The following is a 25,334-nucleotide window of genomic DNA, read 5'->3' on the forward strand; positions in this document are numbered from 1 at the left end:
TCTGAGCCGATCAGGCATACTGCGAAGGTTGCTCATTGAGTGCGGTCGGGAGTGCCCGGCGGTTGCGCCGAAGGATCCGGCCGCGCTTGAGCGAGCAGAAGCACAGAGATGTTGAGAAACAGTGCGGGCAGTGGATGAGCGCTCAGGTTCGCTGAGCAGGTCATCGGCCCGTGCGGGATCCAGACCCTGGCCCATCAACTCGACTGTGGGTGGCTCGCGGAGATTTTCCGCAGACCCCCTGCGGGACGATGGTGTATGGGCCGCGGTGTGGTTCCAAGTCCGACACACCCGACCGCGGGGGTCGGACAAGACGCAGGATTGCAGGGTTTGACCAGCTGGTTCGCTGCAGCTGATCGACCGCAGCGGTACGAGTAGAAGGAACTTAACGACGCCATGGCGGGACAGAAGATCCGCATCCGGCTTAAGGCCTACGACCACGAGGTCATCGACTCCTCGGCGCGCAAGATCGTCGACACGGTGACCCGCACTGGTGCGTCGGTCGCGGGCCCGGTGCCGCTGCCAACTGAGAAGAACGTGTATTGCGTGATCCGCTCCCCGCACAAGGACAAGGATTCGCGCGAGCACTTCGAGATGCGTACGCACAAGCGGCTCATCGACATTCTCGACCCGACTCCGAAGACGGTCGACTCGCTGATGCGGCTGGACCTCCCGGCCGGCGTCGACATCGAGATCAAGCTGTAGGGGCCGAACCACTATGGAAACCCAAGTCAAGGGCATCCTGGGCGCGCAAGCTTGGCATGACCCAGGTTTTCGACGAGAACAACCGGATGGTTCCGGTGACCGTCGTACAAGCCGGTCCGAACGTCGTCACCCAGGTCCGGACTCCGGACAAGGACGGCTACAACGCCGTCCAGCTGGCTTTCGGCGCCATCGACCCGCGCAAGGTGAACAAGCCGCTGGCCGGACACTTCGGCAAGGCCGGGGTAGCGCGCCGCGGCGGCACGTCGTCGAGCTGCGGACCACCGACGCCAGTGAGTACGAGCTCGGCCAGGAAGTCACCGCCGAGCTGTTCGAGGCCGGCGTGAAGGTCGACGTGGTCGGCACCACCAAGGGCAAGGGCACCGCCGGTGTCGGTGTCATGAAGCGCCACGGCTTCCACGGCCTCGGCGCCGGTCACGGCGTGCAGCGCAAGCACCGCTCACCCGGCTCGATCGGTGGCTGCGCCACCCCGGGCCGTGTCTTCAAGGGCATGCGGATGGCTGGCCGGATGGGCCACGCCCGGGTCACCACTCCCAACCTGACCGTGCACGCGGTGGACGCCGAGAAGGGTCTGCTGCTGATCAAGGGCGCGATCCCCGGTCCGACCGGCGGTCTGGTCCTGGTCAAGACCGCTGCGAAGGGCGGTGTCGCCAAATGAGCGAGTTGACCGTGAACGTGAACGTGCTGACCGCCGACGGTGAGGCCAGTGGCAGCGTCGAGCTGCCCGCCGAGCTGTTCGACGTGCAGGCCAACCTGCCGCTGATGCACCAGGTCGTGGTGGCCCAGCTGGCCGCCGCCCGGCAGGGTACGCACGCGACCAAGACGCGGGCCCAGGTTTCCGGTGGCGGCGCCAAGCCGTACCGGCAGAAGGGGCACGGCCGGGCCCGGCAGGGCTCCACCCGTGCGCCGCAGTTCGTCGGCGGTGGCGTGGTGCACGGCCCGCAGCCCCGCTCGTACGCCCAGCGGACCCCCCGAAGAAGATGAAGCCGCCGCCGCGCTGCGTGGCGCGCTTTCGGACCGGGCCCGCGATGGTCGCGTACATGTGGTCGAGTCGCTGGTCTCCGGTGAGGTTCCTTCTACCAAGGCCGCGCTGAAGATCCTGACCTCGGTGACCTCGGCGAAGCACTCGCTGGTGGTGCTGGAGCGTGGCGACGAGCTCACGCTCAAGAGCCTGCGCAACGTGCCGACCGTGCACCTGCTGTTCGTCGACCAGCTGAACACGTACGACGTGCTGGTCAACGAGGACGTGGTGTTCACCGCGGCGGCGCTGACCGCGTACGTCGGCGGTGACCTGGAGCTGGCTCCGGCCAAGCCGTCCACCAAGAAGGCCGACGCCACGACCGACGCCAAGGCGGACGCGGACGAGAAGCCGGCCAAGGCGCCGAAGAAGAAGGCCGCCAAGGCTGACGCGCAGGAGGACGACAAGTGAGCGCCAACCCGCGGGACATCCTGCTCAAGCCGGTGATCTCGGAGAAGAGCTACGGGCTTCTGGACGAGGGCAAATACACCTTCGAGGTGGCGCCCCACGCCAACAAGACCGAGATCAAGATCGCCGTTCAGCAGGTCTTCAACGTCAAGGTGATCAGCGTCAACACGCTGAACAGGCCCGGCAAGCGCAAGCGGATGGTGTTCGGCCGCAACGGTCACACCACCACCGTGTTCGGCACCCGCAAGTCCAGCAAGCGGGCTGTGGTGACCCTCGCGCAGGGCGATCGCATCGAGATCTTCGGCGGTCCGGTCTCCTAGCCGGCTGATTGATGAGGGATTTGTAGAAAAATGGGCATCCGCAAATACAAGCCGACGACGCCGGGCCGGCGTGGGTCGAGCGTGGCCGACTTCGTCGAGATCACTCGCTCGACGCCGGAGAAGTCGCTGATCCGCCCGCTGTCCAAGACCGGCGGCCGGAACGTGCACGGTCGCGTGACCACCCGCCACCAGGGCGGCGGCCACAAGCGGGCGTACCGGCTGATCGACTTCCGGCGCTCGGACAAGGACGGCGTGCCGGCCAAGGTCGCAGAGATCGAGTACGACCCGAACCGCACCGCGCGGATCGCGCTGCTGCACTTCGCGGACGGCGAGAAGCGCTACATCGTGGCACCGACCAAGCTCAAGCAGGGCGACCGGGTCGAGACCGGCCCGTCGGCCGACATCAAGCCGGGCAACAACCTGCCGCTGCGCAACATCCCGGTCGGCACCGTGGTGCACGCCATCGAGCTGCGGCCCGGCGGCGGCGCGAAAATCGCCCGGTCGGCCGGCTCGTCCGTACAGCTGGTCGCCAAGGACGGTCCGTACGCCCAGCTGCGGATGCCGTCCGGTGAGATCCGCAACGTGGACGTACGCGCGCCGCGCGCGAGCGTGGGCGAGGTCGGCAATGCCGAGCAGTCCAACATCAACTGGGGCAAGGCCGGCCGGATGCGGTGGAAGGGCAAGCGCCCGTCCGTCCGTGGTGTGGCCATGAACCCGATCGACCACCCGCACGGCGGTGGCGAGGGCAAGACCTCGGGTGGTCGCCACCCGGTGAACCCGAAGGGCAAGCCGGAAGGCCGCACTCGGAAGAAGAAGGCCAGCGATGCACTGATCGTCCGTCGCCGGCGCACCGGCAAGAAGCGCTGAGGAGTCTGATCAATGCCACGCAGCCTGAAGAAGGGCCCGTTCGTCGACGACCACCTGCTCAAGAGAAGGTGGACGTACAGAACGACAAGGGCACCAAGAACGTCATTAAAACCTGGTCTCGTCGTTCCACGATCATCCCCGACTTCGTCGGGCACACGATCGCCGTGCACGACGGACGCAAGCACGTCCCGGTGTTCGTCACCGAGTCGATGGTCGGGCACAAGCTCGGCGAGTTCGCGCCGACCCGGACGTTCAAGGGTCACGAAAAGGACGACCGGAAGGCTCGCCGCCGCTAACAGCGGTCTGAGTTGACGAACAGCAGACGGGATTGACTTAGAGATGGCAGTGGTAGAAGGCAACCGCGTGAACCTGCGCAGGGAGCGTCTCCTCGGTGAGGCGCCCGGTGCGTTCGCTGAGGCACGTTACGTGCGGGTCAGCCCGATGAAGGTACGTCGGGTTATTGACCTGATCCGTGGCCTGCCGGCCAGCGAGGCGCTCACCCTGCTGCGGTTCGCCCCGCAGGCCGCCAGCGAGCCGGTGTACACCGTGCTGGCCAGTGCGGTGGCGAACGCCGAGAACAACGAGCGGCTGGATCCGGAGAACCTGCGGGTCACCAAGGTATTCGTCGACGAGGGCCCGACGCTGAAGCGGTTCCGGCCGCGGGCGCACGGCCGGGCGTACCGGATCCGCAAGCGCTCCAGCCACATCACCGTGGTGGTGGAGAGCATCGTGACCGAGCGGCCGAGCCGGTCCGCCCGGCGGGCCCGCAAGGCCACCGACGCCGCGCAGGCCAAGCGTCCGACCAAGAGCACCAGCGCTAAGACGACCAAGGCGGCTGCCGCCCAAGAGTCGACGAGTTCGTCCGCGAAGGAGAGCACCGAGTAATGGGGCAGAAAGTAAACCCGCACGGCTTCCGGCTCGGGATCACCACCGACTGGAAGTCCCGGTGGTACGCGGACAAGGCCTACGCGGAGTATGTCGCGGAGGACGTGAAGATCCGCAAGCTGATGGGTAAGGGCATGGAGCGCGCCGGCATCTCCAAAGTGGAGATCGAGCGTACCCGTGACCGGGTCCGGGTGGACATTCACACCGCTCGTCCGGGCATCGTGATTGGCCGTCGTGGCGCCGAGGCCGACCGTATTCGCGGCGAGCTGGAGAAGCTCACCGGTAAGCAGGTGCAGCTGAACGTCCTGGAGGTCAAGAACCCCGAGGCGGACGCGCAGCTGGTCGCGCAGGGCGTGGCCGAGCAGCTGTCCAGCCGGGTGGCGTTCCGCCGCGCGATGCGCAAGGCGATCCAGGCCGCGATGAAGAGCCAGGGCGTCAAGGGCATCCGGGTGCAGTGCTCCGGACGCCTGGGCGGCGCCGAGATGAGCCGGTCGGAGTTCTACCGCGAGGGCCGGGTGCCGCTGCACACGCTGCGCGCGAACATCGACTACGGCCTGTACGAGGCGCGTACGACCTTCGGCCGGATTGGCGTGAAGGTCTGGATCTACAAGGGTGACGTGGTGCAGTCCCGCGCCGAGCGCGAGGCCGCCGAGGCAGCCCTGCGCCAGCGCGCGCCGGGACCGTCCGGCCCGCCGGCCGCGGGCCGGCGAGGGCACTGGCGGTCGCGACGGTGGTGGCCGCGGCGCTCGTGGTGGCCGCGGTGGCGCGCCGAAGGGCGACGCCGCCAAGGCTGACGCTGCCAAGACCGACGCCCCGAAGGCCGACGCGACCGAAGCCGTCGCGAGCACCGTGCCGGCGAGTGTGGCTGCCGAGCCGACCGCCGCCGTGACCGCGCCTTCCAACGAGGCCGTCCCCCACCGCCCGCCAGCACCGAAGCACCCAAGGAGGGCTAGGAAATGCTGATCCCTCGCAGGGTCAAACACCGAAAGCAGCATCACCCGAACCGTCACGGCGCCGCCAAGGGCGGCACCCGGGTGGTCTTCGGCGAGTACGGCATCCAGGCGCTGGAGCCGGCGTACGTGACGAACCGGCAGATCGAGGCCGCTCGTATCGCCATCACTCGGCACATTCGCCGAGGCGGCAAGGTGTGGATCAACATCTACCCGGACCGTCCGCTGACGACGAAGAAGCCGGCCGAGACCCGGATGGGTTCCGGTAAGGGTTCGCCGGAGTGGTGGATCGCCAACGTCAAGCCGGGCCGGGTGCTGTTCGAGCTGGCGTACCCGAACGAGCAGATCGCGCAGGAAGCCATGCGTCGTGCGATCCACAAGCTCCCGATGAAGTGCCGGGTCGTTAAACGTGAAGTGGGTGAAAGCTGATGGCCGCGGGCACTGTCCCCAACGAGCTGCGCGAGCTGCTCGACGACGAGCTGGCCGGCAAGTTGACCGAGGCCAAGGAAGAGCTGTTCAACCTGCGCTTCCAGAACGCCACCGGTCAGCTGGACAACAACCGGCGACTGCGCACGGTGCGCCGCGAGATCGCCCGCATCTACACCGTGATGCGGGAGCGGGAGCTCGGCCTCGGCCGCGCCCCCGATGCGCCCGCTGACGCGGCGAATGAGGTGTCGGCATGAGCGAGAGCGAGACAGTGAGCGAGCAGCAGGACGCGCAGACCGAGTCCCAGACCCGGGAGCAGCACCGCAAGACCCGGCAGGGCCTGGTGGTCAGCGACAAGATGGACAAGACCGTTGTGGTCGCCGTCGAAGACCGGGTCAAGCACCGGCTGTACGGCAAGGTGCTGCGCCGGACCAGCAAGCTCAAGGCGCACGACGAGGGCAACGCCGCTGGTGTCGGTGACCGCGTACTGCTGATGGAAACCCGTCCGCTCTCCGCGACCAAGCGGTGGCGTGTCGTGGAGATTCTTGAAAAAGCCAAGTAATTATTCGTTCGGCCAGGCTCGGGTCACCGAGAACCGGCTCGACATACAGGAGTTGACGTGATCCAGCAGGAGTCGCGACTGCGCGTCGCCGACAACACCGGTGCGAAGGAAATTCTTTGCATCCGGGTGCTCGGCGGCTCCGGTCGCCGCTACGCCGGCATCGGCGACATCATCGTGGGCACCGTGAAGGACGCCATTCCCGGCGCCGGTGTCAAACGCGGTGACGTGGTCAAGGCCGTCGTCGTGGTCCGCACCTTGAAAGAGAGGCGCCGCCCGGACGGCTCCTACATTCGCTTCGACGACGAGAACGCCGCGGTGCTCATCCGCGACGGCGGGGACCCGCGCGGCACCCGCATCTTCGGCCCGGTTGGCCGGGAACTGCGGGACAAGAAGTTCATGAAGATCATCTCGCTGGCACCGGAGGTGCTGTAACCATGCCGTCGTTGAAGGTAAAAAAGGGCGACACGGTGCTGGTCATCGCCGGTAAGGACAAGGGCACCAAGGGCAAGGTGATGGTGGCCTACCCGGAGACCGGCAAGGTTCTGGTCGAGGGCGTGAACCGGATCAAGAAGCACACCCGGGTGTCCACCACCCAGCGGGGCGCGAAGACCGGCGGCATCGTCACCCAGGAGGCGCCGATCAGCGCCAGCAACGTGATGGTGGTCGACTCCGACGGCAAGCCCACCCGGGTCGGCCGTCGCAAGGACGAAGAAGGCCGCACCGTACGGATTTCGCGGCGCTCCGGTAAGGACATCTAGTGACTGTCGCAACTGAAACCAGGACCAGGCCGCGCCTCAAGCAGCGGTATGCGGACGAGATCGCACCGGGACTGCGCGAGCAGTTCTCGTACGGCAACGTCATGCAGATCCCGCGGCTGGTCAAGATCGTGGTGAACAGCGGTGTCGGTGACGCCGCCCGGGACGCCAAGCTGATCGACGGCGCGATCCGCGACATGTCGCTGATCACCGGCCAGAAGCCGCAGGTTCGCCGGGCCACCAAGTCCATCGCCCAGTTCAAGCTGCGCGAGGGCCAGCCGATCGGCGTGAAGGTGACGCTGCGCGGCGACCGGATGTGGGAGTTCGCGGACCGGCTGCTGTCGTCGATCGCGCTGCCGCGTATCCGTGACTTCCGTGGCCTGTCGGACAAGCAGTTCGACGGCACCGGCAACTACACGTTCGGGCTCAACGAGCAGTCGATGTTCCACGAGATCGACATCGACTCGATCGACCGTCCGCGCGGTATGGACATCACCTTGGTGACGACGGCGACGAACGACGAGGAAGGCCGCGCGCTGCTCAAGCGCCTCGGCTTCCCCTTCAAGGAGAACTGAGCATGGCGAAGAAGGCGCTTGTCGAGAAGGCCGCGCGCAAACCGAAGTTCAAGGTGCGCGGCTACACCCGCTGCCAGCGCTGTGGCCGCTCGCGCGCGGTGTTCCGCGTGTTCGGGCTGTGCCGCATCTGCGTACGCGAGATGGCCCACCGTGGCGAGCTTCCCGGCGTGACCAAGTCCTCGTGGTGAGTAGTTTCCACATTTCCCTTCGCCACAGGCCCATCGCGGGAACCAGGGCGAGAAAGGCAACAAGCCCATGACCATGACAGACCCCATCGCGGACATGTTGACCCGGCTGCGCAACGCCAACTCGGCGTACCACGACAGCGTTGACATGCCGTTCTCGAAGCTCAAGTCGCACATCGCCGAGATCCTCCAGCAGGAGGGCTACATCACCGGCTGGGTCGTGCCGCCGAGCCGACTGAGGGTGAGGTCGGCAAGAAGCTGACCATCGAGCTGAAGTACGGCCCGAACCGCGAGCGCAGCATTGCCGGTGTCCGCCGGATCTCCAAGCCAGGCCTGCGGGTCTACGCGAAGTCGACCAGCCTCCCCAAGGTGCTGGGCGGCCTCGGCGTCGCGATCATCTCCACCTCGTCCGGTCTGCTCACAGACCGGCAGGCAAACAAGCGTGGCGTGGGCGGGGAAGTCCTCGCCTTCGTCTGGTAAGGGAAGGAGCAGAGAAAATGTCACGCATCGGACGGCTGCCCATCCCGGTACCAAGCGGGGTGGATGTGGCCATCGAAGGACAGACGGTCAACGTCAAGGGACCTAAGGGCGAGCTGAGCCACACCGTGGTGCACCCGCTCACGGTCGAGCGCGGCGACGACGGCACAGTGCTGGTGAAGCGTCCGGACGACGAACCGTCGAACCGGGCCCTGCACGGCCTGTCACGGACGCTGGTCGCGAACCTGATCACCGGGGTCACCCAGGGGTACGCGAAGACCCTGGAGATCGTCGGCACCGGTTACCGGGTCACCGCCAAGGGCTCTGACCTGGAATTCGCTCTCGGCTTCAGCCACCCGGTGGTGGTGAAGGCGCCGCAGGGCATCACCTTCAAGGTCGAGCGGCCAACGATCTTCTCGATCGAAGGCATCGACAAGCAGCTGGTGGGCGAGACCGCGGCGAAGATCCGCAAGATCCGCCCGCCGGAGCCGTACAAGGGCAAGGGCGTGCGGTACCAGGGCGAGAACGTCCGCCGCAAGGCCGGAAAGGCTGGCAAGTAATGGCTGCGACTCTGCTGCGGCGGTCGGCTTCGGCCGGCTCCTCGCGCAGACCCGCCGGATCGGCAAGGCACGCCGGCACTTCCGGATCCGCAAGAAGGTGCACGGCACCCAGGAGCGTCCGCGCCTGGTGGTCAAGCGCTCCTCGCGGCACATGCACGTTCAGGTCATCGACGACCGCTCCGGCCGTACGCTGGTCAGCGCGTCGACGATGGACGCCACCATCCGTGGCGCCGAGGGCGACAAGACGGCGCTGGCCACCAAGGTCGGTGCGTTGATCGCCGAGCGGGCTACCGCGGCTGGCATCGAGGCCGTGGTGTTCGACCGGGCCGGCAACACGTACCACGGCCGGATTGCCGCGCTGGCCGACGCAGCCCGGGAAGGCGGCCTGAAGTTCTGATGATGAGCAGCAAAACTGGTAGCGAGACAGGAAGGGACGCCTGATGCCTGGTCAGCAGCAGCGCCGAGGCGGCGGCGGAGGCGGCGAGCGCCGTGACGGCCGTGGCGGCGGGCGGGGCGGGTCGGCCCCGGAGAAGTCTCCGCACATCGAACGGCTGATCAAGGTCAACCGCGTCGCGAAGGTCGTGCAGGGCGGTCGTCGGTTCAGCTTCACCGCACTGATGGTCGTCGGCGACGGTGACGGCAACGTCGGCGTCGGTTACGGCAAGGCCAAGGAGGTGCCCTCGGCGATCGCCAAGGGTGTCGAGGAGGCCAAGAAGAACTTCTTCAAGGTGCCGCGGATCGGCGCCACCATCCCGCACCCGGTGCAGGGTGAGGCGGCGGCCGGTGTCGTACTGCTCAAGCCGGCCAGCCCCGGTACCGGTGTGATCGCCGGTGGTCCGGTGCGCGCCGTACTGGAGTGCGCGGGCATCCACGACGTACTGAGCAAGAGCCTCGGTTCGTCCAATCCGATCAACATCGTGCACGCGACCGTGCAGGCGTTGCGGGAGCTGAAGCGTCCGGAGGAGATCGCGGCTCGCCGTGGTCTGCCGCTGGAGGACGTGGCCCCGGCCGCCATGCTGCGGGGCGCGGGCCGCCGCGGGGGGATGACATGGCACGCCTCAAGGTGACCCAGATCCGTTCCGGGATCGGGAACAAGCAGAACCAGCGCGACACCCTGCGCTCGCTGGGCCTTAAGCGGGTCCACGACGTGGTTGTCAAGGAAGACCGGCCCGAGATCCGCGGCATGGTACGCACCGTGACCCACCTGGTCCGGGTCGAGGAGGTCGAGTAACGATGGCACTCAAGGTCCACCACCTGCGGCCGGCGCCTGGCTCTCACACCGCGAAGACCCGTGTGGGTCGCGGTGAAGGTTCCAAGGGCAAGACGGCCGGCCGCGGCACCAAGGGCACCAAGGCCCGTTACCAGGTGAAAGCTGGCTTCGAGGGCGGGCAGATGCCGCTGCACATGCGGCTGCCCAAGCTCAAGGGCTTCAAGAACCGGTTCCGGGTCGAATACCAGGTCGTCAACCTGGACCGGCTGGCCGAGCTCTTCCCGGCCGGTGGCGAAGTCGGCCCCCAGGAGCTGGTCGAGGCCGGCGCGGTCCGCAAGGGCCAGCTGGTCAAGGTCCTGGGCAACGGCGACCTCGCCGGCGTCAAGCTGACCGTCAAGGCGAACGCATTCTCGGCTTCGGCCAAGGAGAAAATCGCCGCCGCCGGTGGCACCGCCGAACAGCTGTAGTCGCGAGCGGGCGGGGTAGTTTTTCCCACCGAATCCGTACGGATTCCGGTGGGATCGTGCCCCCGCTCACAGCTGGCTGTTAAAGTCCGACAGCGAAGCTTCGTAGCCTGGCACTGGTCGTGTCGGGACGTGAAGCAGCCTGACATACCATCAGTCGGTTGGCCGGGCAGCAGACCCGGAACCGGAGAACACTAGATGCGGATCGCCGGCCGATCCGCGCGCAGGAGGACATGTGCTCGCCGCCTTTGGGAGGGCTTTCCGTACGCCCGACCTGCGCAAGAAGATCCTCTTCACGCTTTTCATTCTGGCGATCTACCGCCTCGGGGCCACCCTGCCCTCGCCCGGCGTGTCGTATACGAACGTCCAGAAATGCATCGACACCGCCAGCACCGGTCAGAACCAGGACGTCTTCACGCTCCTGAACCTCTTCTCCGGTGGTGCGTTGCTGCACCTCTCGGTGTTCGCGCTGGGCATCATGCCGTACATCACGGCGAGCATCATCCTGCAGCTGCTCGTCGTCGTGGTCATTCCGCGGCTTGAGCAGCTGAAAAAGGAAGGCCAGTCCGGCCAGACCAAGATCACCCAGTACACCCGGTATCTGACCATCGGCCTCGCGATCCTGCAGACCACCGGCTATATCGCGCTGGCGCGTTCGGGTCAGCTGTTCACCGGCTGCGACGTGAACGCGAACCCGATCATCCCGGTCAGCCCGCACATGCCGTACTGGATGACCCTGGGCACCCTGGTCGCCACCATGGTGGCGGGCACCGCGGTCATCATGTGGCTGGGCGAGCTGATCACCGACCGCGGCGTCGGCAACGGCATGTCGGTGCTGATCTTCACCAACATCGCGGCCCGGATCCCGTCCGAGGGCCAGAGCATCTACGCCAAGGGCATTCTGCCGTTCGTGATCGTCTGCGCGATCGGCGTGGTCATCATCACCGCGGTCGTCTTCATCGAGCAGGCCCAGCGCCGGGTGCCGGTGCAGTACGCGAAGCGGATGATCGGTCGCCGAATGTACGGCGGCACCTCGACGTACATTCCGCTGAAGGTCAACCAGGCCGGTGTTATCCCGGTGATCTTCGCGTCCTCGCTGCTCTACCTGCCGCAGCTGATCGTCCAGCTGGTGAGCGACAAGAACAACCCCGGCCCGGTGGTGAACTTCATCAACAAGTGGGTCGCCGACCCGAGCCAGTGGACGTACGTGGTCATCTACTTCGCGCTGATCATCTTCTTCACGTACTTCTACGTGGCGATCACGTTCAACCCGACCGATGTCGCGGACAACATGCGCAAGTACGGCGGGTTCGTGCCCGGCATCAGGCCCGGCAAGCCGACCGCCGAATACCTGGACTTCATCCTGTCCCGGATCACCCTGCCCGGCTCGCTCTACCTGGGCATCATCGCGATCCTGCCGAACCTGTTCATCACGTTGCTCGGGACCAGCGTCAACAACACCCAGAACTTCCCGTTCGGTGGCACCGCCGTACTGATCATGGTCGGCGTGGGTCTGGACCGTGAAACAGATCGACAGCCAGCTGATGCAGCGGAACTACGAAGGCTTCCTCCGGTAGTGCGGCTGGTACTCGTCGGTCCCCCGGGCGCGGGCAAGGGGACACAGGCCGAATTCATCGCCGCTCACCTCTCCGTGCCCAAGATCTCCACCGGCGACATCTTCCGTGCGAACGTCGGCCAGAAGACCCCGCTGGGGATCGAGGCCAGGTCGTACATGGACGCCGGCAAGCTGGTGCCCGACGAGGTGACCATCAAGATGGTCCGGAGCCGGCTGGACGAGCCGGACTCGACGGACGGGTTCCTGCTGGACGGTTTCCCGCGGACCATCGCGCAGGCGGAGAACCTGGACGAGCTGCTCGACAAGGCCGGCACTCCGCTGGACGTGGTGCTGGAGCTGGTGGTGGACGACGACGAGGTGGTCCGGCGGCTGTCCGGCCGGCGGACCTGCCGCGGCTGCGGCCGAATCTGGCACGTCGAGTTCGACCCGACCAAGGTCGACGGCGTCTGCGACCGCTGTGGCGGCGAGCTTTACCAGCGCGACGACGACAAACCCGAGACGGTCACCGAACGGCTCCGGGTCTACGCCGAGCAGACCGCGCCGCTGGTCGACTACTACGGCGCCCAGGGCAAGCTGGTCGGCATCGACGCGACGGGTCCGGTCGAGGACATCACGACCCGGGCGATCGACGCCCTCGAACCCTTTAACAAGTGAGCGCCTTCCGACGCCCCAGCATCCAGGTCAAGAGCACCGCGCAGATCGACTTGATGCGCGCCGCCGGCCTGGTCGTACGGCGTGCGCTCGCGGCCGCGACCGCCGCTGTCGAGGTCGGCATCAGTACGGCGGAACTGGACGCGATCGCGGAGAAGTCGATCCGAGACGACGGCGCCGTACCGTCCTTCAAGGGCTACCACGGCTTCCCGGCGTCCATCTGCGCGTCGGTCAACCAGCAGGTCGTACACGGCATCCCCAGCGCCTCCCAGGTGCTCGCTGACGGTGACCTGATCTCGATCGACTGCGGCGCGATCCTGGCCGGCTGGCACGGCGACTCCGCGGTCACCGTCGGCGTCGGTACGGTCAAGCCGGAATACCTGCGGATGGCCGAGGTCTGCGATCGCGCCATGTGGGCCGGCATTGCCGCCGCCCGGGTCGGCGGCCGCCTCTCGGACATCAGCCACGCCGTACAGACCGTCGTCGAGGCCGAGGGCTCGTACGGGATCGTCACCGGTTACGGCGGCCACGGCATCGGCACCGAGATGCATCAGGACCCGCACATCCTGAACTACGGAAAGGCCGGCAAGGGCCCCAAACTCGTCGCCGGGATGGCGCTGGCGATCGAGCCGATGATCACTTTCGGGTCACCTGACGTGGACGAGCTGGACGATGGCTGGACCGTGGTGACGCTCGACGCGTCGGTGTCCGCTCACACCGAGCACTCGATCGCGCTTACCGAGGATGGGCCCTGGGTGCTGACCGCTTTGGACGGCGGCGCGGCCGCACTCGGCTCGGCCGTTTCTTCGCGCGCCCGCTGATTCTTCCTTCGTACGGCCGATTTTGGCCCCATGAGGCTCTTTCTTGCGTTGAGCGGCTGAAGGTCAAGACCGCCCTCCGGGCGGGGCCTCAAGGAAGAACGAGGTCGGGTCGACCGGTGCGTACGAGGCGGTTGGTCTGTTCGTTCTCCCCGTCGGCGGGCCCGGAGGGCAGGTCTTCACCCCGAGCGCGGCCCAGGGCCCGGTCTGAGCAGGGTCTTGCCCGAGCGGGACCAGCCGGGCTTGGCGGGTGGGAGGGGAGCGGTCAGAATGGGGGCATGCCCACGTACGCGTACCGATGTCGGGAGTGTGCGACCGAGTTCGAGCGCGCCCGCCCGGCCGATGAGTGAGTCCTCGTCCGCGACGCCGTGCCCGGACGGCCACGCCGACACGGTGAAGCTGTTGACCACTGTCGCGCTGACCGGCCGGGCCGGCGGTGGAGCGTCGGCGCCGGCAGCAGGGGGCGGATGTTGCGGCGGAGGTTGCTGCGGTTGACCGCAAACGTCGATGCAGGGCCATTCGCTTTGCCCACCACTCGACCCGCGACTGGCCGCATCGACGCGCTCGGTTGGGTGCTCGTACGCGACCGCCGACTGCTGTCGGTGCGTACGAAGGGCAAGGAGAAGTTCTACTTGCCTGGCGGCAAGCGCGAGCCTGGCGAGAGTGACGTCGTGGCGTTGTGCAGAGAAGTACGCGAAGAACTCGGCGTCGAGCTGGACCCGCTGACCTTCAGCTTCTTCGCGGTCCTGGACGTGCAGGCGGACGGGTTCGCCGCCGGCCACCTGGTCCACCAGGTGTCGTACACAGCCGACTTCGCCGGCGAGCTCGCCCCGGGTGCCGAGATCGCCGAACTCGACTGGCTGACCTCGGTGGACGCGGATCGATGCCCGCCGGCGGGGCGACGTATACTTGAGGTTCTCCGCGAGGCTGACACTGTCGACTAAACGCTGTCGATTGACGCTTCACCGACAAAACGGCATATAACGCCGACCGCTTTGTCATGTCAAGGGTGTCCAGCGGGGGCGATTGGATAACACCACTGAGTGCGGCGTACACTTCTTGGTTGGCGCTCGACGTCCGTTATGGAGTCGTGTCGCACTCCGGGGACCAGCCTAACCGGCGGGTCCCGACAAGTTTTGGTACGACACGATTGCGGAGGACATGCCGAAGAAGGACGGCGCCATCGAGATCGAGGGTCGGGTGGTCGAACCGCTGCCGAACGCGATGTTTCGCGTGGAGCTGCAGAACGGTCACAAGGTCCTTGCCCACATCAGCGGGAAGATGCGGCAGAACTACATTCGTATCCTGCCTGAGGACAGGGTCGTCGTGGAGCTCTCTCCTTACGACCTCACGCGTGGGCGCATCGTCTACCGCTACAAGTAACAACCCCACTTCATTAGGTTCCCGCTGGTCACGCGGCTGGCTGGGCGCAAGAGGAGAAACGCGGCCGTGAAGGTTCAGCCGAGCGTGAAGAAGATCTGCGACAAGTGCAAGGTGATCCGCCGGCACGGTCGCGTGATGGTGATCTGCAGCAACCTGCGGCACAAGCAGCGGCAGGGCTGATCCCAGCTCATCAGTACGTCCAGATATTCGCGTCACTCCCGATCAAGCCGATCGGGACACCTTCGGTCGGAGGCCGAAGCCCCGCGGGACTCCCGGGGACAGTGACGTGACAGACCTCCGTGCAGCTGTTAGGAGCAAGTCCGAGCATGGCTCGTATCTCCGGCGTTGACCTCCCCCCCGCGAGAAGCGGCTCGAGGTGGCGCTGACCTACATCTTCGGAGTGGGTCGCACCCGGTCCCTGCAGACCATCAAGGCGACCGGGACCAACCCCGACGCCCGCGTAAGGGACCTCTCCGACGACGAGCTGGTCCGGCTCCGCGACCACATCGAGGGCAACTTCAAGGTCGAGGGTGACCTCCGCCGCGAGGTGGCGGCGGACATTCGCCGCAAGATCGAGATCGGTTGCTACCAGGGCATCCGGCACCGCCGCGGACTCCCGGTCCACGGGCAGCGCACGCACACCAACGCGCGCACCCGCAAGGGACCGAAGAAGACCGTGGCCGGCAAGAAGAAGACCGGCAAGAAGTAACCCTGCTCTTCCGATTCCCTCGATTCTTGGAGTTACAAGCAAATGCCCCCGAAGGCACGTACCGCCGGCGCCAAAAAGGTTCGCCGCAAAGAGAAGAAGAACATCGCGCACGGTCACGCGCACATCCGCAGCACGTTCAACAACACGATCGTGTCGATCACCGACCCGACCGGTGCGGTGATCGCGTGGGCCTCCGCCGGCCACGTCGGCTTCAAGGGTTCGCGTAAGTCGACCCCGTTCGCCGCCCAGCTGGCCGCCGAGTCCGCCGCCCGCAAGGCGCAGGAGCACGGCATGCGCAAGGTCGACGTGTTCGTGAAGGGCCCGGGTTCGGGCCGCGAGACCGCGATCCGTTCGCTGCAGGCCACCGGCCTGGAGGTGGGCACCATCCAGGACGTCACCCCGATGCCGCACAACGGCTGCCGGCCGCCCAAGCGCCGCCGGGTCTGACCCACGACTTCGCCCGGTCGTACGAGACTGGGCCCGCCGGGGGCGAGAACCGAGACTCGCCCCCGCACCCCTCGAGGCGTCATATGGCGGACGCCCGAGACCGTAGGAGGAAACAGTGCTGATCACTCAGCGCCCCACCCTGACCGAGGAATCGGTCGACGAGTTCCGCTCCCGGTTCATCATCGAGCCGCTGGAGCCGGGCTTCGGCTACACCCTGGGCAACTCGATGCGGCGTACGCTGCTGTCGTCGATCCCGGGTGCGTCGGTCACCAGCATCAAGATCGACGGCGTGCTGCACGAGTTCACCACCGTGCCGGGCGTCAAGGAAGACGTGACCGAGCTGATCCTGAACCTGAAGGGTCTGGTCGTCAGCTCCGAGGTCGACGAGCCGGTCACCATGTATCTGCGCAAGCAGGGCCCCGGTGACGTGACCGCCGCGGACATCGCGCCGCCGGCCGGTGTCACCGTGCACAACCCCGAGCTGCACATCGCGAGCATCAACGCCAAGGGCCGGCTCGAAATCGAGCTGACCGTCGAGCGTGGCCGCGGGTATGTCTCGGCCGTGCAGAACAAGCAGCCCGGCCAGGAGATCGGCCGGATCCCGATCGACTCGATCTACTCGCCGGTGCTCAAGGTCACGTACAAGGTCGAGGCCACCCGAGTCGAGCAGCGGACCGACTTCGACAAGCTGATCGTCGACGTCGAGACGAAGAAGTCGATCACCCCGCGGACCGCGCTGGCCTCCGCCGGCTCCACCCTGGTGGAGCTGTTCGGCCTCGCCCGCGAGCTGGACGAGACCGCTGAGGGCATCGACATCGGCCCGTCGCCGACGGACGCGGCACTGGCCGCGGACCTGGCGCTGCCGATCGAGGAGCTGGACCTGACGGTCCGCTCGTACAACTGCCTCAAGCGCGAAGGCATCCACACGGTCGGTGAGCTGGTCACTCGCAGCGAGGCCGATTTGCTGGATATAAGGAATTTCGGCGCCAAGTCCATCGACGAGGTCAAGGTCAAGCTCTCCGGCCTCGGCCTGGCGCTGAAGGACTCGCCACCCGGGTTCGACCCGGCCAACGTCGTCGACACGTTCTCCGACGCGGGGTACGACGACGGCGCCGACTATGCCGAAACCGAGCAGCTGTAAGGCTGTAGCTGCCCGGGCGTGCCGCCCGGGTTTCTGACGAGGAGCAAGAAATGCCCACCCCCACCAAGGGACCCCGCTTCGGCGGCAGCCCGGCGCACGAGCGGCTGATCCTGGCCAACCTGGCCACCTCGCTGTTCGACCACGGGCGGATCACCACCACCGAGGCCAAGGCCAAGCGGCTGCGGCCGTTGGCGGAACGGCTGATCACCTTCGCCAAGCGCGGCGACCTGCACGCCCGGCGCCGGGTGCTGACGGTGGTACGCGACCGCGATGTGGTGCACAAGCTGTTCGCCGACATCGGCCCGCAGTTCGCTGAGCGCCCGGGCGGCTACACCCGCATCGTCAAGGTCGGTAACCGCAAGGGCGACAACGCCCCGATGGCGGTCATCGAGCTGGTCGAGGGCCAGACCATCGCCCAGACGGCGGTCGGCGAGGCCGAGCGGGCCCGTGGCACCCGGTTCGCCCGGCGTGGCAAGGCCGACGCGGTCGAGGCGCTCGCCGGCGACACCGACGAGGCCGTCGAGACCACCGAGGAACAGCCGGCGGTTGACGCCACCGCGTCCGACCTCGAGGTCAGCGAGGACCCGCGCGCGGCCGGCCCGTACGGCGACGGCTCGGCCGAGCCGAAGGCTGACGGCTCCGCGCCGGAAGGCTTCCCGGTCAAGGGCAACAAGGACTCGATGAAGTTCCACACCGAGGACAGCCCGTATTACGACCGTACGGTCGCCGAGGTCTACTTCGCCTCCGCTGAGGCCGCCGAAGCCGCTGGCTTCGAGGCCACCGCGGCGGAGAAGGACTGAGAAACATCAGCGACGAGCCCCGTTCTCCCCGTTGGGGAGGGCGGGCTCGTCCGTTTACGTCTGGACATCTCGTACGACGGCACCGGCTTCTCCGGCTGGGCGGTCCAGCCTGGCCTTCGGACGGTCGCCGGTGAGCTGATCGAGGCGCTGGGCAAGCTGCTGCCCGGCGCTGAGCGGCCAGTGGTGGCTGGCCGTACGGACGCCGGCGTGCACGCGAGCGGCCAGGTGGCGCATGTCGACGTGCCGGTGCCCGCGTACGAGGCGCGGGCGCAGAAGCTGGTCCGGCGCTTTGCGGGCGTATTGCCGCCCGACGTACGGGTGCGTGCCGTGCGAGTGGCGCCGGCGGACTTCGATGCCCGGTTTTCGGCGCTGCGCCGGCACTATCGCTACCGGATCACGGATGCGGACTGGGGCGCCGACCCGTTGCACCGGCATGGGATCGCCCGCTGGCCGCGGGCGTTGGACGTCCCGTTGATGGCCGCCGAGGCAGCGGCCGGGCTGCTTGGATTGCACGACTTCGCCGCGTACTGCCGGCGCCGGGAAGGTGCCACCACGGTCCGCGAGCTGCAGCGACTGGAGGTCGTACGAACAACGCAAGACGGGACCATCGAGATCGCCGCGTCCGCGGACGCCTTCTGCCATTCGATGGTGCGCAGCCTCGTCGGTGCCCTGTTGGCGGTCGGTGACGGCCGGCACGAGGCGCCCTGGCCGGGCAGCCTGCTGACCCGGCGGGAGCGTGCTGGCGCGGTCGTGGTGGCGCCGGCGGCCGGGCTGACGTTGCTGTGCGTCGACTACCCGGATGACGCCGAACTCGCCGCTCGCGCGATCCTCACTCGGCGCGTACGGGAAGCCCCGCAAACGTGACCTGATGTCAGGGGGAAGCCGGTTACGCTGCATCGGTGACCTCCTCGGACGAGTCCCGGCCGCCGGAGCCCGGTGCGGCGGAGCCGTCCGGCGAGGACGTCACCAGGTCGGTGGACTGGTCGAAGGCGTGGGCGCTGCCGCCTCCGGTGCCGGCTCAGCAACCGCACCAGCAAACGCAGCCGTCGGCGTACGGGCCGCCGTCCGAGCCAGGCGCCGAATGGCTGCGGCCGGCCGGTTCGCCGTGGCAGCCGCCGGCCCAGCTGCCGCCACGGCCGGCCCCGCCACCAGCGCAGCCGGCTCAGCAGGCCCCGCCGCCATGGGACCGTCGGCCGGCGCCGAAGCCGCCGAAGAAGCCGCGGACCGGTCCGAGCCCCGCGGTGGTCCGAGGGCTGGTCGGGCTCGCGGTCGCCGTCGTGCTGATCGGCGGTGCCACCGGCGCGGTCGTCTTCGCTCGATCGCGTACGGGCCCCGGGCCGACTCCCACCGCGCCCCCCGACAGCCGCGTCGGCCAAGCCGTCGGCGAGCCCGGCCGGCCGGATCGACATCGCCACCCGGGCCGGTGATCCGCGGCCGTTCAGCACCGCTGAGCTGTTCCCGAACGCCACCGAGACGGTCAGCGGCCGCGGCTACCGCCTGCTGGCCAGCCAACCCGTCCAGGACTGCCGGCAGGCGGCCGCCGGCACCGCCGCGACCATGCTGGGCCAGCTGGGCTGCAATCAGGTCGTACGCGGCACGTGGGCGGACTCCGCCGGCCGGTACGTCATCACCGTCGGACTCGCGAACCTGCCGACCACCGCGGCCGCCCAGCAGGTGATCGCGGTCCTGCGCGACCCCGCCAAAGGGTCCTTCCTGCCGTACCCAGTGGCCGGAACGTCGGCCGCCGGCTTCGACGGCCACAGCCCGACCGTCGTCGGTTGGCAGGCCCAGGGCCACTACCTGGTCTTCTCGGTCGCCGCGCTGGCCGGCGGCCAACCCGCCACCGTCTCGGACCCCGACCTTCGCCAGGCCACCGCCGATCTGCGGTCGCTGGTCGGCAACGCCCTGCTGCACCGCGCCATCACTGGGTAGGTCTTTGTCCGTCGACAAGCCCAACCGCTGTGGCCGTTGTTCAGTCAGGCCAGACCAAATGACCCCCCGCCCAACGGAACATCCTTGCCTCGTACCAAAAAAGCCCCCCCGCGAAATCTCGCGAGGGCCTTTCAGGTCTGACCGCGAACTACTGCCGCAGGTTCAAAATCAGCGTGATGTTGGCCAACAGCGCCTGTCCCATCGCGCTCGCGGTCGGGTCGGTGGTGTTGGTCGTCGCGCCGTCAGCGCGGGCGACGATGCTCCACCCGATGTAGTGACCGCGGTTGCGGTTGGAACAGATGACCACGCTGGCCGCGGTGTTGTTGAAGTTGGCGGCGGGGCCACCGGCGACCTTCAGCGGGGTCCAGAAGCCCTTGTTCGGGTCGGCGAAAATCGCCTGGCCGACCGAGGAGGCGCTGGCTTCGTCGAGCATGTTGGCGATGCCGACGGTCGCCACGTATTTGCGCGTGCTGTCGGTGTAGGTGGCCCGCAGGACCTGGCTGCAGTTGCTCTTCGCCATGGCGATCGTCGCGGTGCCGCTGGTCGCGAAGGTGCAGGTGGGAGACGCTTCGGCGCCGAGCTTGGTGTAGCTGCGGCCTTCCTGGACGACAGTGTCCATGCCGAAGAGCTCGCTGACCGTCACCGGCCGTGGGTCCTCGGCCCGGGTGGAGATGCCGTGGGTGGCGGCCGCCGACGGGCTCGGGCTGCTGCCCTGGCTCGGGCCAGGCCCGCCGCTGGCGGTCGGGTTCGGCTTCGGGCTCGCGGTGGTCGACTTGTAGATCAGGAATCCGCCGCCGCCGCAAAGCAGCAGCAAGAGGACCACGCCGACGACGCTGAGGGTGATGATCAGGCCGCCGCGGCTCTTGGGCGGTGGCGGCGGGGCGCCATACCCGGGCTGCCCGTACGGAGGCGCGGATGCCTGCCCGTACGGAGGCGACGAGGCCTGTCCGTAGGGCACCCCGGAGGGCTGTCCGTATGCGGACGCCGCCGGCTGCCCATAAGGATCCTGCTGCCCGTACGGAGGGGCAGACTGCTGACCATAGGGATCCTGCTGGCCGTAGGTGGTCGGCTGCCCGTACGGTTCCGCCGCCGGCTGCTGGCCGTACTGGTCCTGCGGTGGCTGCGACTGCCCGTACGGATCGGACTGCGGCGGCTGCTGTGGCTGCCCGTACGGATCGGCCTGCGGCGGCTGCTGCGGCTGCCCATAAGGGTCCGCGGCCGGGGTGCCGTAACCGGGAGCGCCCGACGTCGGATCCTGGCCAGGTTGGGGTTGGCCGGAATTCCAGCTCGTGGTGGGCGGCGTTGGCTGCTGTCCACCGTACGGGTCCTTGTTGTACGGATCGCTCCCGTACGGCTGACCCTGCCCGCTGGCATTCGGGTCATACGTCATTCTGGTGCTCCTCGGTCCGAGACACGTGCGACATCGCGTCGCAAGTGAGGGTAGCGCCCCGGTGCACGAGATCGTGACCAGATGGTTGTGTCCACAGACCGCGAACGACGCTCCCAGAAGCTGGCCGCGAAAACTCAGCTGTGCAAACGGCCGAAGTCGGTCACACTCCCTATCCTGTGGGACATATTGAGGTTTCCGGACTTGGACTGACGCTGCCGGACGGCCGGGTGCTGTTCGACGGCGTCTCGTTCCGGGTCGGTGACGGCGCGAAGGTGGCGCTGGTCGGCGCGAACGGAACGGGCAAGACAACGCTGCTGCGGATCATCGCCGGCGACCTGCCGGCCGCCGCCGCGGCGCGGTGGTGAGCAGCGGCGGCCTGGGCGTGATGCGGCAGTTCATCGGGTCGATCCGGGACGAGCTGACCGTCGGCGAGTTGCTCGCCTCACTGGCCCCGCCGGGCATCCGGGGCGCCGCCGAACGAGTCGAGGCGGCCGAGGTGCGGATGGTCACCCAGGACGACGAGCCGTCTCAAGTGGCGTACGCGAACGCCTTGGCCGCGTGGGGCGACGCAGGTGGGTACGACGCGGAGGTGCTGTGGGACACCGTCACGGTGGCCGCGCTGGGGATCCCGTACGACCGGTGCCGGTATCGCAGGATGGCGACGCTGTCCGGCGGCGAGCAGAAGCGGCTGGCCGCCGAGGCGCTGTTGCGCGGCCCGGACGAGGTGCTGTTGCTGGACGAGCCGGACAACTATCTGGACGTACCAGGGAAAAGGTGGCTCGAAGAGCAGTTGGTGGCCTCGCCCAAGACCGTTCTTTATGTGAGCCACGACCGGGAGTTGCTGGCCCGTACGGCCACTCGGGTGATCACCGTCGAGGGCGGCACCGGGTGGACGCATCCGGGTGGTTTCGGCACGTACCACGACGCCCGGCAGGCCCGGCACGACTCGCTGGACGAGCAGCGCCGGCGCTGGGACGAGGACCACGCCAAGCTGAAGGCGTTGGTGCTGATGTACCGGCAGAAAGCCAAATACAACTCCGACATGGCGTCCCGGCTGCAGTCCGCCAAGACCCGGCTGGACAAGTTCGAGGAGGCCGGCCCGCCAGAAGCCAAGCCGCGTGCGCAGAACGTCCAGATGCGGCTGCGCGGTGGGCGTACGGCAAACGCGCGTTGGTCTGCGAGCAGCTCGAGCTGACCGGGTTGATGAAACCGTTCAACCTGGAGGTTTTCTTCGGCGAACGGGTCGCCGTGCTCGGCTCGAACGGCTCCGGCAAGTCCCATTTCCTGCGGCTGTTGGCCGGCGGTGGCACTCACCGGGAGGGGGCGCTGGAGGAGATCGCGGCCGTCCCACACACCGGCCTGGCCCGGCTCGGCGCCCGCGTACTCCCCGGACTTTTCGCGCAGACACACGATCATCCGGAGCTCGTCGACCGTACGTTGGTGGACATCCTGTGGCGCGGCGACGACCACCGCAACGGAATGGACCGGCATGGCGCGATGCGGTCGCTGTCCCGCTATGAGCTGGACCATCAGGGCGACCAGCTTTTCGGTACGTTGTCAGGTGGCCAGCAGGCACGTTTCCAGATTTTGTTGCTGGAGCTGGCAGGTGCCACCATGTTGTTGCTGGACGAGCCGACCGACAACCTCGACCTGCATTCCGCGCAAGCAAGCCCTGCAGGACGGCCTGGAATCGTTTGAGGGCACCGTTTTAGCGGTCACCCACGACCGCTGGTTCGCCCGTACTTTCGACCGATACCTGGTTTTCGGCTCGGATGGCCGGGTTTATGAGTCCGACGACCCAGTGTGGGACGAAGGCCGCGTCGACCGGGCCCGGTGAGTCTATGGCCGCTGAGCTGTTGGCCGCTGAGCTGTTGGCCGCAGTGCCTGCGGCGGCGCATCCGGTTCACGTCGCCGGGCGCCCAAAGGGCGGGCACCCCACCGCCGTGAACCGGGCCGGCCTTCGGCCGGCGCGCGGGGGGGTGGCGGGGTGGGTGGGCGGCCCAGTTGTTGGCTGCTCAGGTGTTGGGCGCAGTGGCTGCGGTGGCGCGGGGTGGCTGGCCGCGTCAGCGTGCGACGAGAACCAGGTAGCAGGTCCGGCGGCGGGGCGGGTGTGACCATGTCCACCTGCGCAGCGGGTGTGCTGCGGCGGCTGGCGTGCGGTGATCGCGCGGTGCGAACGTAGTTGTTCGTACCGGCGACTGGATCCAGCGCCTGTCCACCTGCTGGGAATCGGGGCCCGATTTCCCGGATCCTGACCGCGCGCTCTTACACTTTGCGTAGTAGCTGGCCGGTCGAGGAGGGTACGGGTGACGAGGGATTCCATTCGCGGGTCGTCCGATCGCGGCATTCTCATCTTGACCAGCTTGATGCAGGCACCCAAGCATGGTTACGCGCTGATCAAGGACATCGAGGACTTCGCCGGCGTCCGGTTGGGGCCGGGGACGCTGTATGGCGCGTTGGCGAAGCTGGAGGCAGCGGGGCTGGTGGAGTCGTTGCCGGCCGGCGACCGGCGGCGGCCATACCGGATCACGGCGGCCGGTCAGGAGCAGTTGCGTGAGCGGCTGACCGAGGCGGCGCGGATCGCCGAGGTCGGGCTGGCGCGCATCGCGGCGGCCGGCGCGTCGTGATCGAGCGGCTGCTGCGGTGCTATCCGCCCAGGTGGCGGGACCGGTACGGACGCGAAGTCGGTTGGCTGGTCACCGATCTCATCGAGGCGGGCGAGCTGACGCCGGTACGCGCCGGGCTGGACCTCGTCGTTGCCGCGGCCGCGGCGTGGTGGCAGGTCATCGCCGATCGAGCGGTCCTTCTGCGGCTGTGCGCGGTGTTGGTGATCGGCGGCGGACTCGCGCTGCTACTGGCCTGGCTCGCTCCGGCGGGGCCGATCGGGACGTACGTGGGCGCCCATCCAGGTGGACTGCTCGTGCTGCTCATCCAGGTCGGGTGGCTGGTGACCGAGGCCGCCGAGTTCCGACGCGGCCGGCGGTCGCGGCATTGGCGCGAAGGTCCGCGTCCGAACCGAAGCACGTACTGGTGTGCGTTGTCCGCCTGCGTACTGGCTGGAACGGCGGTGATCAATCTGGCGCCGGTCGCCATCCAGGTCGCCGCGATCCGCCCCGGCATGCCCGTACAGGTCGCCGGAGCCGCGCTGATCCTGGCCGGGACCGCGCTGCGGGAACGGGCGTTCCGCGCATTGGGTGGCCGGTATTGCAGCTTTGCCGTCAAGGTCACCGCCGATCAACCGATCGTGTCGACCGGCCCATACCGGCTGCTGCGCCATCCCGGACACGCCGGCATGCTGCTGGCCTGCGCCGGCGTCGGTGCCCTCACCGCCAACTGGGTCGCAATCGTCACGCAGGTGCTGCTGTCGCTCACCTTCGTCGTGTGGTGCGCCCGTGTCGAAGAAAACGCGATGCTGGCGGCGCTCGGCGACCGCTACCGCGACTATGCCGCGTCCCGCAAACGGCTCGTGCCGCTGCTCTGGTGACCGCGACTATTACACTTTCCGATATAGTTTGCCGCGATGAACACGTACGAGGTCGCCGCGGCGACACACGCCACCAGCCCGTCCCTGATTTCGGCAGCGTTGACGCTGGCCATCCTCGTGTTGGTCGTGGTGACGCGGATCCGCGGCCGACAGCTGCGACCGGAGCGGATGCTGATCCTGCCGCTCGTACTGATGGCTCTGGGCTTGGCCGCGACCATCCCGCCAGCTCTGAACTCGCACCTGCAGACAATCGACTACGCCGTCATCGCCGGTGACGTGTTGCTGTCGATCGTTCTGGGCGGCATCCGCGGATACACCGTCGTGCTCTATCGCCACCAGGACACGACCTGGTATCGCTACGGGCCGCTAACCGTGGTCCTGTGGGTGCTGTCGATTGTGCTGCGCATTGTCCTGGCGGCGGCGGGCAGTGTGCTGGGCGCCACCTCGATCATCACCGGCAACAGCCTGCTGTTCTGGCTCGGCATCACCCTCCTGACGCAGAACATCCTCCTGCTCATCCGGTCGTCTCCATCGAGCGCATCGCTGCAACCTTCGCCAACCGAACCGATGATCAAGAAAGTGCGTTAGCAGCTCGGGAACGCCCCATTCCGCACCCTGCGG

33 protein-coding genes and 7 pseudogenes are annotated in these 25,334 nt (G+C 67.7%); 39 read left to right on the plus strand and 1 reads right to left on the minus strand.

All coding sequences use genetic code 11. The features are described 5' to 3' along the window. The first annotated feature begins 393 nt into the window (after window positions 1-393). From rpsJ to GNX96_RS08830, 34 genes and pseudogenes are all read left to right on the plus strand, one after another. Window positions 394-702: a 30S ribosomal protein S10 gene (gene rpsJ, locus GNX96_RS08665; protein ID WP_163508525.1), complete on the plus strand. Its 309-nt coding sequence runs from the start codon at window positions 394-396 to the stop codon at window positions 700-702. 13 nt (window positions 703-715) lie between these two features. Beyond that, window positions 716-1,378: pseudogene (gene rplC / locus GNX96_RS08670) on the plus strand (50S ribosomal protein L3). Then, window positions 1,375-2,011 (plus strand): annotated as a pseudogene (rplD, locus tag GNX96_RS08675) (50S ribosomal protein L4); the annotation flags it as partial. The pseudogenes rplC and rplD, both read left to right, overlap by 4 nt. 134 nt (window positions 2,012-2,145) lie before the next feature. After that, on the plus strand, window positions 2,146-2,466 hold the full coding sequence (gene rplW, locus GNX96_RS08680) for a 50S ribosomal protein L23 (RefSeq protein WP_163567668.1): 321 nt from the start codon (window positions 2,146-2,148) through the stop codon (window positions 2,464-2,466). 30 nt (window positions 2,467-2,496) lie between these two features. Next, on the plus strand, window positions 2,497-3,333 hold the full coding sequence (rplB, locus tag GNX96_RS08685) for a 50S ribosomal protein L2 (RefSeq protein ID WP_163567669.1): 837 nt from the start codon (window positions 2,497-2,499) through the stop codon (window positions 3,331-3,333). 12 nt (window positions 3,334-3,345) lie between these two features. Then, a pseudogene (gene rpsS, locus GNX96_RS08690) lies at window positions 3,346-3,629 on the plus strand (30S ribosomal protein S19). A gap of 43 nt (window positions 3,630-3,672) precedes the next feature. Next, window positions 3,673-4,218: a 50S ribosomal protein L22 gene (gene rplV, locus GNX96_RS08695; RefSeq protein WP_163567670.1), complete on the plus strand. Its 546-nt coding sequence runs from the start codon at window positions 3,673-3,675 to the stop codon at window positions 4,216-4,218. Then, entirely contained in the window at window positions 4,218-5,012 is a 795-nt protein-coding gene (gene rpsC / locus GNX96_RS50230) for a 30S ribosomal protein S3 (RefSeq protein WP_313885608.1), read from the plus strand. The genes rplV and rpsC overlap by 1 nt, the downstream gene beginning before the upstream one ends. A gap of 162 nt (window positions 5,013-5,174) precedes the next feature. Then, window positions 5,175-5,597: a 50S ribosomal protein L16 gene (rplP, locus tag GNX96_RS08705; RefSeq protein WP_163567671.1), complete on the plus strand. Its 423-nt coding sequence runs from the start codon at window positions 5,175-5,177 to the stop codon at window positions 5,595-5,597. Next, on the plus strand, window positions 5,597-5,851 hold the full coding sequence (rpmC, locus tag GNX96_RS08710; protein WP_163567672.1) for a 50S ribosomal protein L29: 255 nt from the start codon (window positions 5,597-5,599) through the stop codon (window positions 5,849-5,851). The genes rplP and rpmC overlap by 1 nt, the downstream gene beginning before the upstream one ends. Next, entirely contained in the window at window positions 5,848-6,156 is a 309-nt protein-coding gene (gene rpsQ, locus GNX96_RS08715) for a 30S ribosomal protein S17 (protein ID WP_279579807.1), read from the plus strand. The genes rpmC and rpsQ overlap by 4 nt, the downstream gene beginning before the upstream one ends. Before the next feature lie 57 nt (window positions 6,157-6,213). Then, on the plus strand, window positions 6,214-6,588 hold the full coding sequence (gene rplN / locus GNX96_RS08720; RefSeq protein ID WP_163567673.1) for a 50S ribosomal protein L14: 375 nt from the start codon (window positions 6,214-6,216) through the stop codon (window positions 6,586-6,588). 11 nt (window positions 6,589-6,599) lie between these two features. Then, window positions 6,600-6,914, plus strand: coding sequence for a 50S ribosomal protein L24 (rplX, locus tag GNX96_RS08725; protein ID WP_163567730.1), 315 nt, complete (start codon window positions 6,600-6,602; stop codon window positions 6,912-6,914). Next, window positions 6,914-7,486: a 50S ribosomal protein L5 gene (rplE, locus tag GNX96_RS08730; RefSeq protein WP_163567674.1), complete on the plus strand. Its 573-nt coding sequence runs from the start codon at window positions 6,914-6,916 to the stop codon at window positions 7,484-7,486. Before rplX ends, rplE begins: the two co-directional genes overlap by 1 nt. A gap of 2 nt (window positions 7,487-7,488) precedes the next feature. Continuing rightward, the gene (locus GNX96_RS08735) at window positions 7,489-7,674 is read left to right on the plus strand and encodes a type Z 30S ribosomal protein S14 (RefSeq protein ID WP_163567675.1); all 186 of its coding nucleotides are present in this window, start codon (window positions 7,489-7,491) and stop codon (window positions 7,672-7,674) included. 67 nt (window positions 7,675-7,741) lie between these two features. Continuing rightward, window positions 7,742-8,151 (plus strand): annotated as a pseudogene (gene rpsH, locus GNX96_RS08740) (30S ribosomal protein S8). Between the two features lie 17 nt (window positions 8,152-8,168). Then, window positions 8,169-8,708 carry a 50S ribosomal protein L6 gene (gene rplF / locus GNX96_RS08745; protein ID WP_163567676.1) on the plus strand — a complete coding sequence of 180 codons (540 nt, stop codon included), beginning with the start codon at window positions 8,169-8,171 and terminating at the stop codon, window positions 8,706-8,708. Further along, window positions 8,698-9,105 carry a 50S ribosomal protein L18 gene (rplR, locus tag GNX96_RS08750; protein WP_163567731.1) on the plus strand — a complete coding sequence of 136 codons (408 nt, stop codon included), beginning with the start codon at window positions 8,698-8,700 and terminating at the stop codon, window positions 9,103-9,105. Before rplF ends, rplR begins: the two co-directional genes overlap by 11 nt. Before the next feature lie 43 nt (window positions 9,106-9,148). Beyond that, complete coding sequence (gene rpsE, locus GNX96_RS08755) at window positions 9,149-9,775, plus strand: 30S ribosomal protein S5 (RefSeq protein WP_163567677.1); 627 nt, start codon at window positions 9,149-9,151, stop codon at window positions 9,773-9,775. Beyond that, entirely contained in the window at window positions 9,757-9,939 is a 183-nt protein-coding gene (gene rpmD, locus GNX96_RS08760; protein WP_163567678.1) for a 50S ribosomal protein L30, read from the plus strand. The genes rpsE and rpmD overlap by 19 nt, the downstream gene beginning before the upstream one ends. Window positions 9,940-9,941: 2 nt before the next feature. Then, a complete protein-coding gene (gene rplO / locus GNX96_RS08765) occupies window positions 9,942-10,385 on the plus strand; it encodes a 50S ribosomal protein L15 (RefSeq protein WP_163567679.1) in 444 nt (147 codons plus the stop codon). A gap of 232 nt (window positions 10,386-10,617) precedes the next feature. Further along, window positions 10,618-11,959 (plus strand): annotated as a pseudogene (secY, locus tag GNX96_RS08770) (preprotein translocase subunit SecY). Then, window positions 11,959-12,612: an adenylate kinase gene (locus tag GNX96_RS08775; protein ID WP_163567680.1), complete on the plus strand. Its 654-nt coding sequence runs from the start codon at window positions 11,959-11,961 to the stop codon at window positions 12,610-12,612. The pseudogene secY and the gene GNX96_RS08775 overlap by 1 nt, the downstream one beginning before the upstream one ends. After that, window positions 12,609-13,430: a type I methionyl aminopeptidase gene (map, locus tag GNX96_RS08780; RefSeq protein ID WP_279579808.1), complete on the plus strand. Its 822-nt coding sequence runs from the start codon at window positions 12,609-12,611 to the stop codon at window positions 13,428-13,430. The genes GNX96_RS08775 and map overlap by 4 nt, the downstream gene beginning before the upstream one ends. A gap of 339 nt (window positions 13,431-13,769) precedes the next feature. After that, complete coding sequence (locus GNX96_RS08785) at window positions 13,770-13,922, plus strand: hypothetical protein (protein WP_279579809.1); 153 nt, start codon at window positions 13,770-13,772, stop codon at window positions 13,920-13,922. Further along, window positions 13,919-14,371: an NUDIX hydrolase gene (locus GNX96_RS08790; protein ID WP_279579810.1), complete on the plus strand. Its 453-nt coding sequence runs from the start codon at window positions 13,919-13,921 to the stop codon at window positions 14,369-14,371. Before GNX96_RS08785 ends, GNX96_RS08790 begins: the two co-directional genes overlap by 4 nt. A 217-nt stretch (window positions 14,372-14,588) precedes the next feature. After that, on the plus strand, window positions 14,589-14,810 hold the full coding sequence (gene infA, locus GNX96_RS08795; RefSeq protein WP_163508549.1) for a translation initiation factor IF-1: 222 nt from the start codon (window positions 14,589-14,591) through the stop codon (window positions 14,808-14,810). A 66-nt stretch (window positions 14,811-14,876) separates the two neighbouring features. Further along, entirely contained in the window at window positions 14,877-14,990 is a 114-nt protein-coding gene (gene rpmJ / locus GNX96_RS08800) for a 50S ribosomal protein L36 (RefSeq protein ID WP_163508550.1), read from the plus strand. Between the two features lie 146 nt (window positions 14,991-15,136). After that, window positions 15,137-15,519 (plus strand): annotated as a pseudogene (gene rpsM, locus GNX96_RS08805) (30S ribosomal protein S13). Window positions 15,520-15,561: 42 nt separating this feature from the next. Beyond that, window positions 15,562-15,966 (plus strand): 30S ribosomal protein S11, encoded by a 405-nt coding sequence (gene rpsK / locus GNX96_RS08810; protein WP_163567682.1) that lies wholly within the window; start codon window positions 15,562-15,564, stop codon window positions 15,964-15,966. 115 nt (window positions 15,967-16,081) lie between these two features. Then, window positions 16,082-17,107 carry a DNA-directed RNA polymerase subunit alpha gene (locus GNX96_RS08815; RefSeq protein ID WP_163567683.1) on the plus strand — a complete coding sequence of 342 codons (1,026 nt, stop codon included), beginning with the start codon at window positions 16,082-16,084 and terminating at the stop codon, window positions 17,105-17,107. Window positions 17,108-17,157: 50 nt separating this feature from the next. After that, complete coding sequence (gene rplQ, locus GNX96_RS08820) at window positions 17,158-17,907, plus strand: 50S ribosomal protein L17, sunset domain variant (RefSeq protein WP_163567684.1); 750 nt, start codon at window positions 17,158-17,160, stop codon at window positions 17,905-17,907. Between the two features lie 60 nt (window positions 17,908-17,967). After that, window positions 17,968-18,771, plus strand: coding sequence for a tRNA pseudouridine(38-40) synthase TruA (gene truA, locus GNX96_RS08825; RefSeq protein WP_163567733.1), 804 nt, complete (start codon window positions 17,968-17,970; stop codon window positions 18,769-18,771). A 426-nt stretch (window positions 18,772-19,197) separates the two neighbouring features. Beyond that, the gene (locus GNX96_RS08830; RefSeq protein WP_163567685.1) at window positions 19,198-19,839 is read left to right on the plus strand and encodes a hypothetical protein; all 642 of its coding nucleotides are present in this window, start codon (window positions 19,198-19,200) and stop codon (window positions 19,837-19,839) included. A gap of 148 nt (window positions 19,840-19,987) precedes the next feature. Here the strand turns inward: GNX96_RS08830 and GNX96_RS08835 are convergent, their stop codons facing one another. Further along, entirely contained in the window at window positions 19,988-21,229 is a 1,242-nt protein-coding gene (locus GNX96_RS08835) for a hypothetical protein (RefSeq protein WP_163567686.1), read from the minus strand. A gap of 176 nt (window positions 21,230-21,405) precedes the next feature. Here GNX96_RS08835 and GNX96_RS08840 point away from each other — a divergent pair. The 5 genes and pseudogenes from GNX96_RS08840 to GNX96_RS08860 all read left to right on the plus strand — a co-directional run bounded on the left by GNX96_RS08840 (window position 21,406) and on the right by GNX96_RS08860 (window position 25,301). Then, window positions 21,406-23,066: pseudogene (locus tag GNX96_RS08840) on the plus strand (ABC-F family ATP-binding cassette domain-containing protein). 4 nt (window positions 23,067-23,070) lie between these two features. Next, the gene (locus GNX96_RS08845; RefSeq protein ID WP_279579811.1) at window positions 23,071-23,343 is read left to right on the plus strand and encodes a hypothetical protein; all 273 of its coding nucleotides are present in this window, start codon (window positions 23,071-23,073) and stop codon (window positions 23,341-23,343) included. Between the two features lie 192 nt (window positions 23,344-23,535). Then, entirely contained in the window at window positions 23,536-23,856 is a 321-nt protein-coding gene (locus GNX96_RS08850; protein WP_279579812.1) for a PadR family transcriptional regulator, read from the plus strand. Continuing rightward, window positions 23,853-24,713: a methyltransferase family protein gene (locus tag GNX96_RS08855; protein ID WP_163567687.1), complete on the plus strand. Its 861-nt coding sequence runs from the start codon at window positions 23,853-23,855 to the stop codon at window positions 24,711-24,713. Before GNX96_RS08850 ends, GNX96_RS08855 begins: the two co-directional genes overlap by 4 nt. Window positions 24,714-24,749: 36 nt before the next feature. After that, window positions 24,750-25,301, plus strand: a complete 552-nt coding sequence (locus GNX96_RS08860) for a DUF1453 family protein (protein WP_163567688.1) — start codon at window positions 24,750-24,752, stop codon at window positions 25,299-25,301. Window positions 25,302-25,334 lie beyond the last annotated feature (33 nt).

Origin of the sequence: Fodinicola feengrottensis (assembly GCF_010993775.1) — a bacterium.
Lineage (GTDB): Bacteria > Actinomycetota > Actinomycetes > Mycobacteriales > HKI-0501 > Fodinicola > Fodinicola feengrottensis.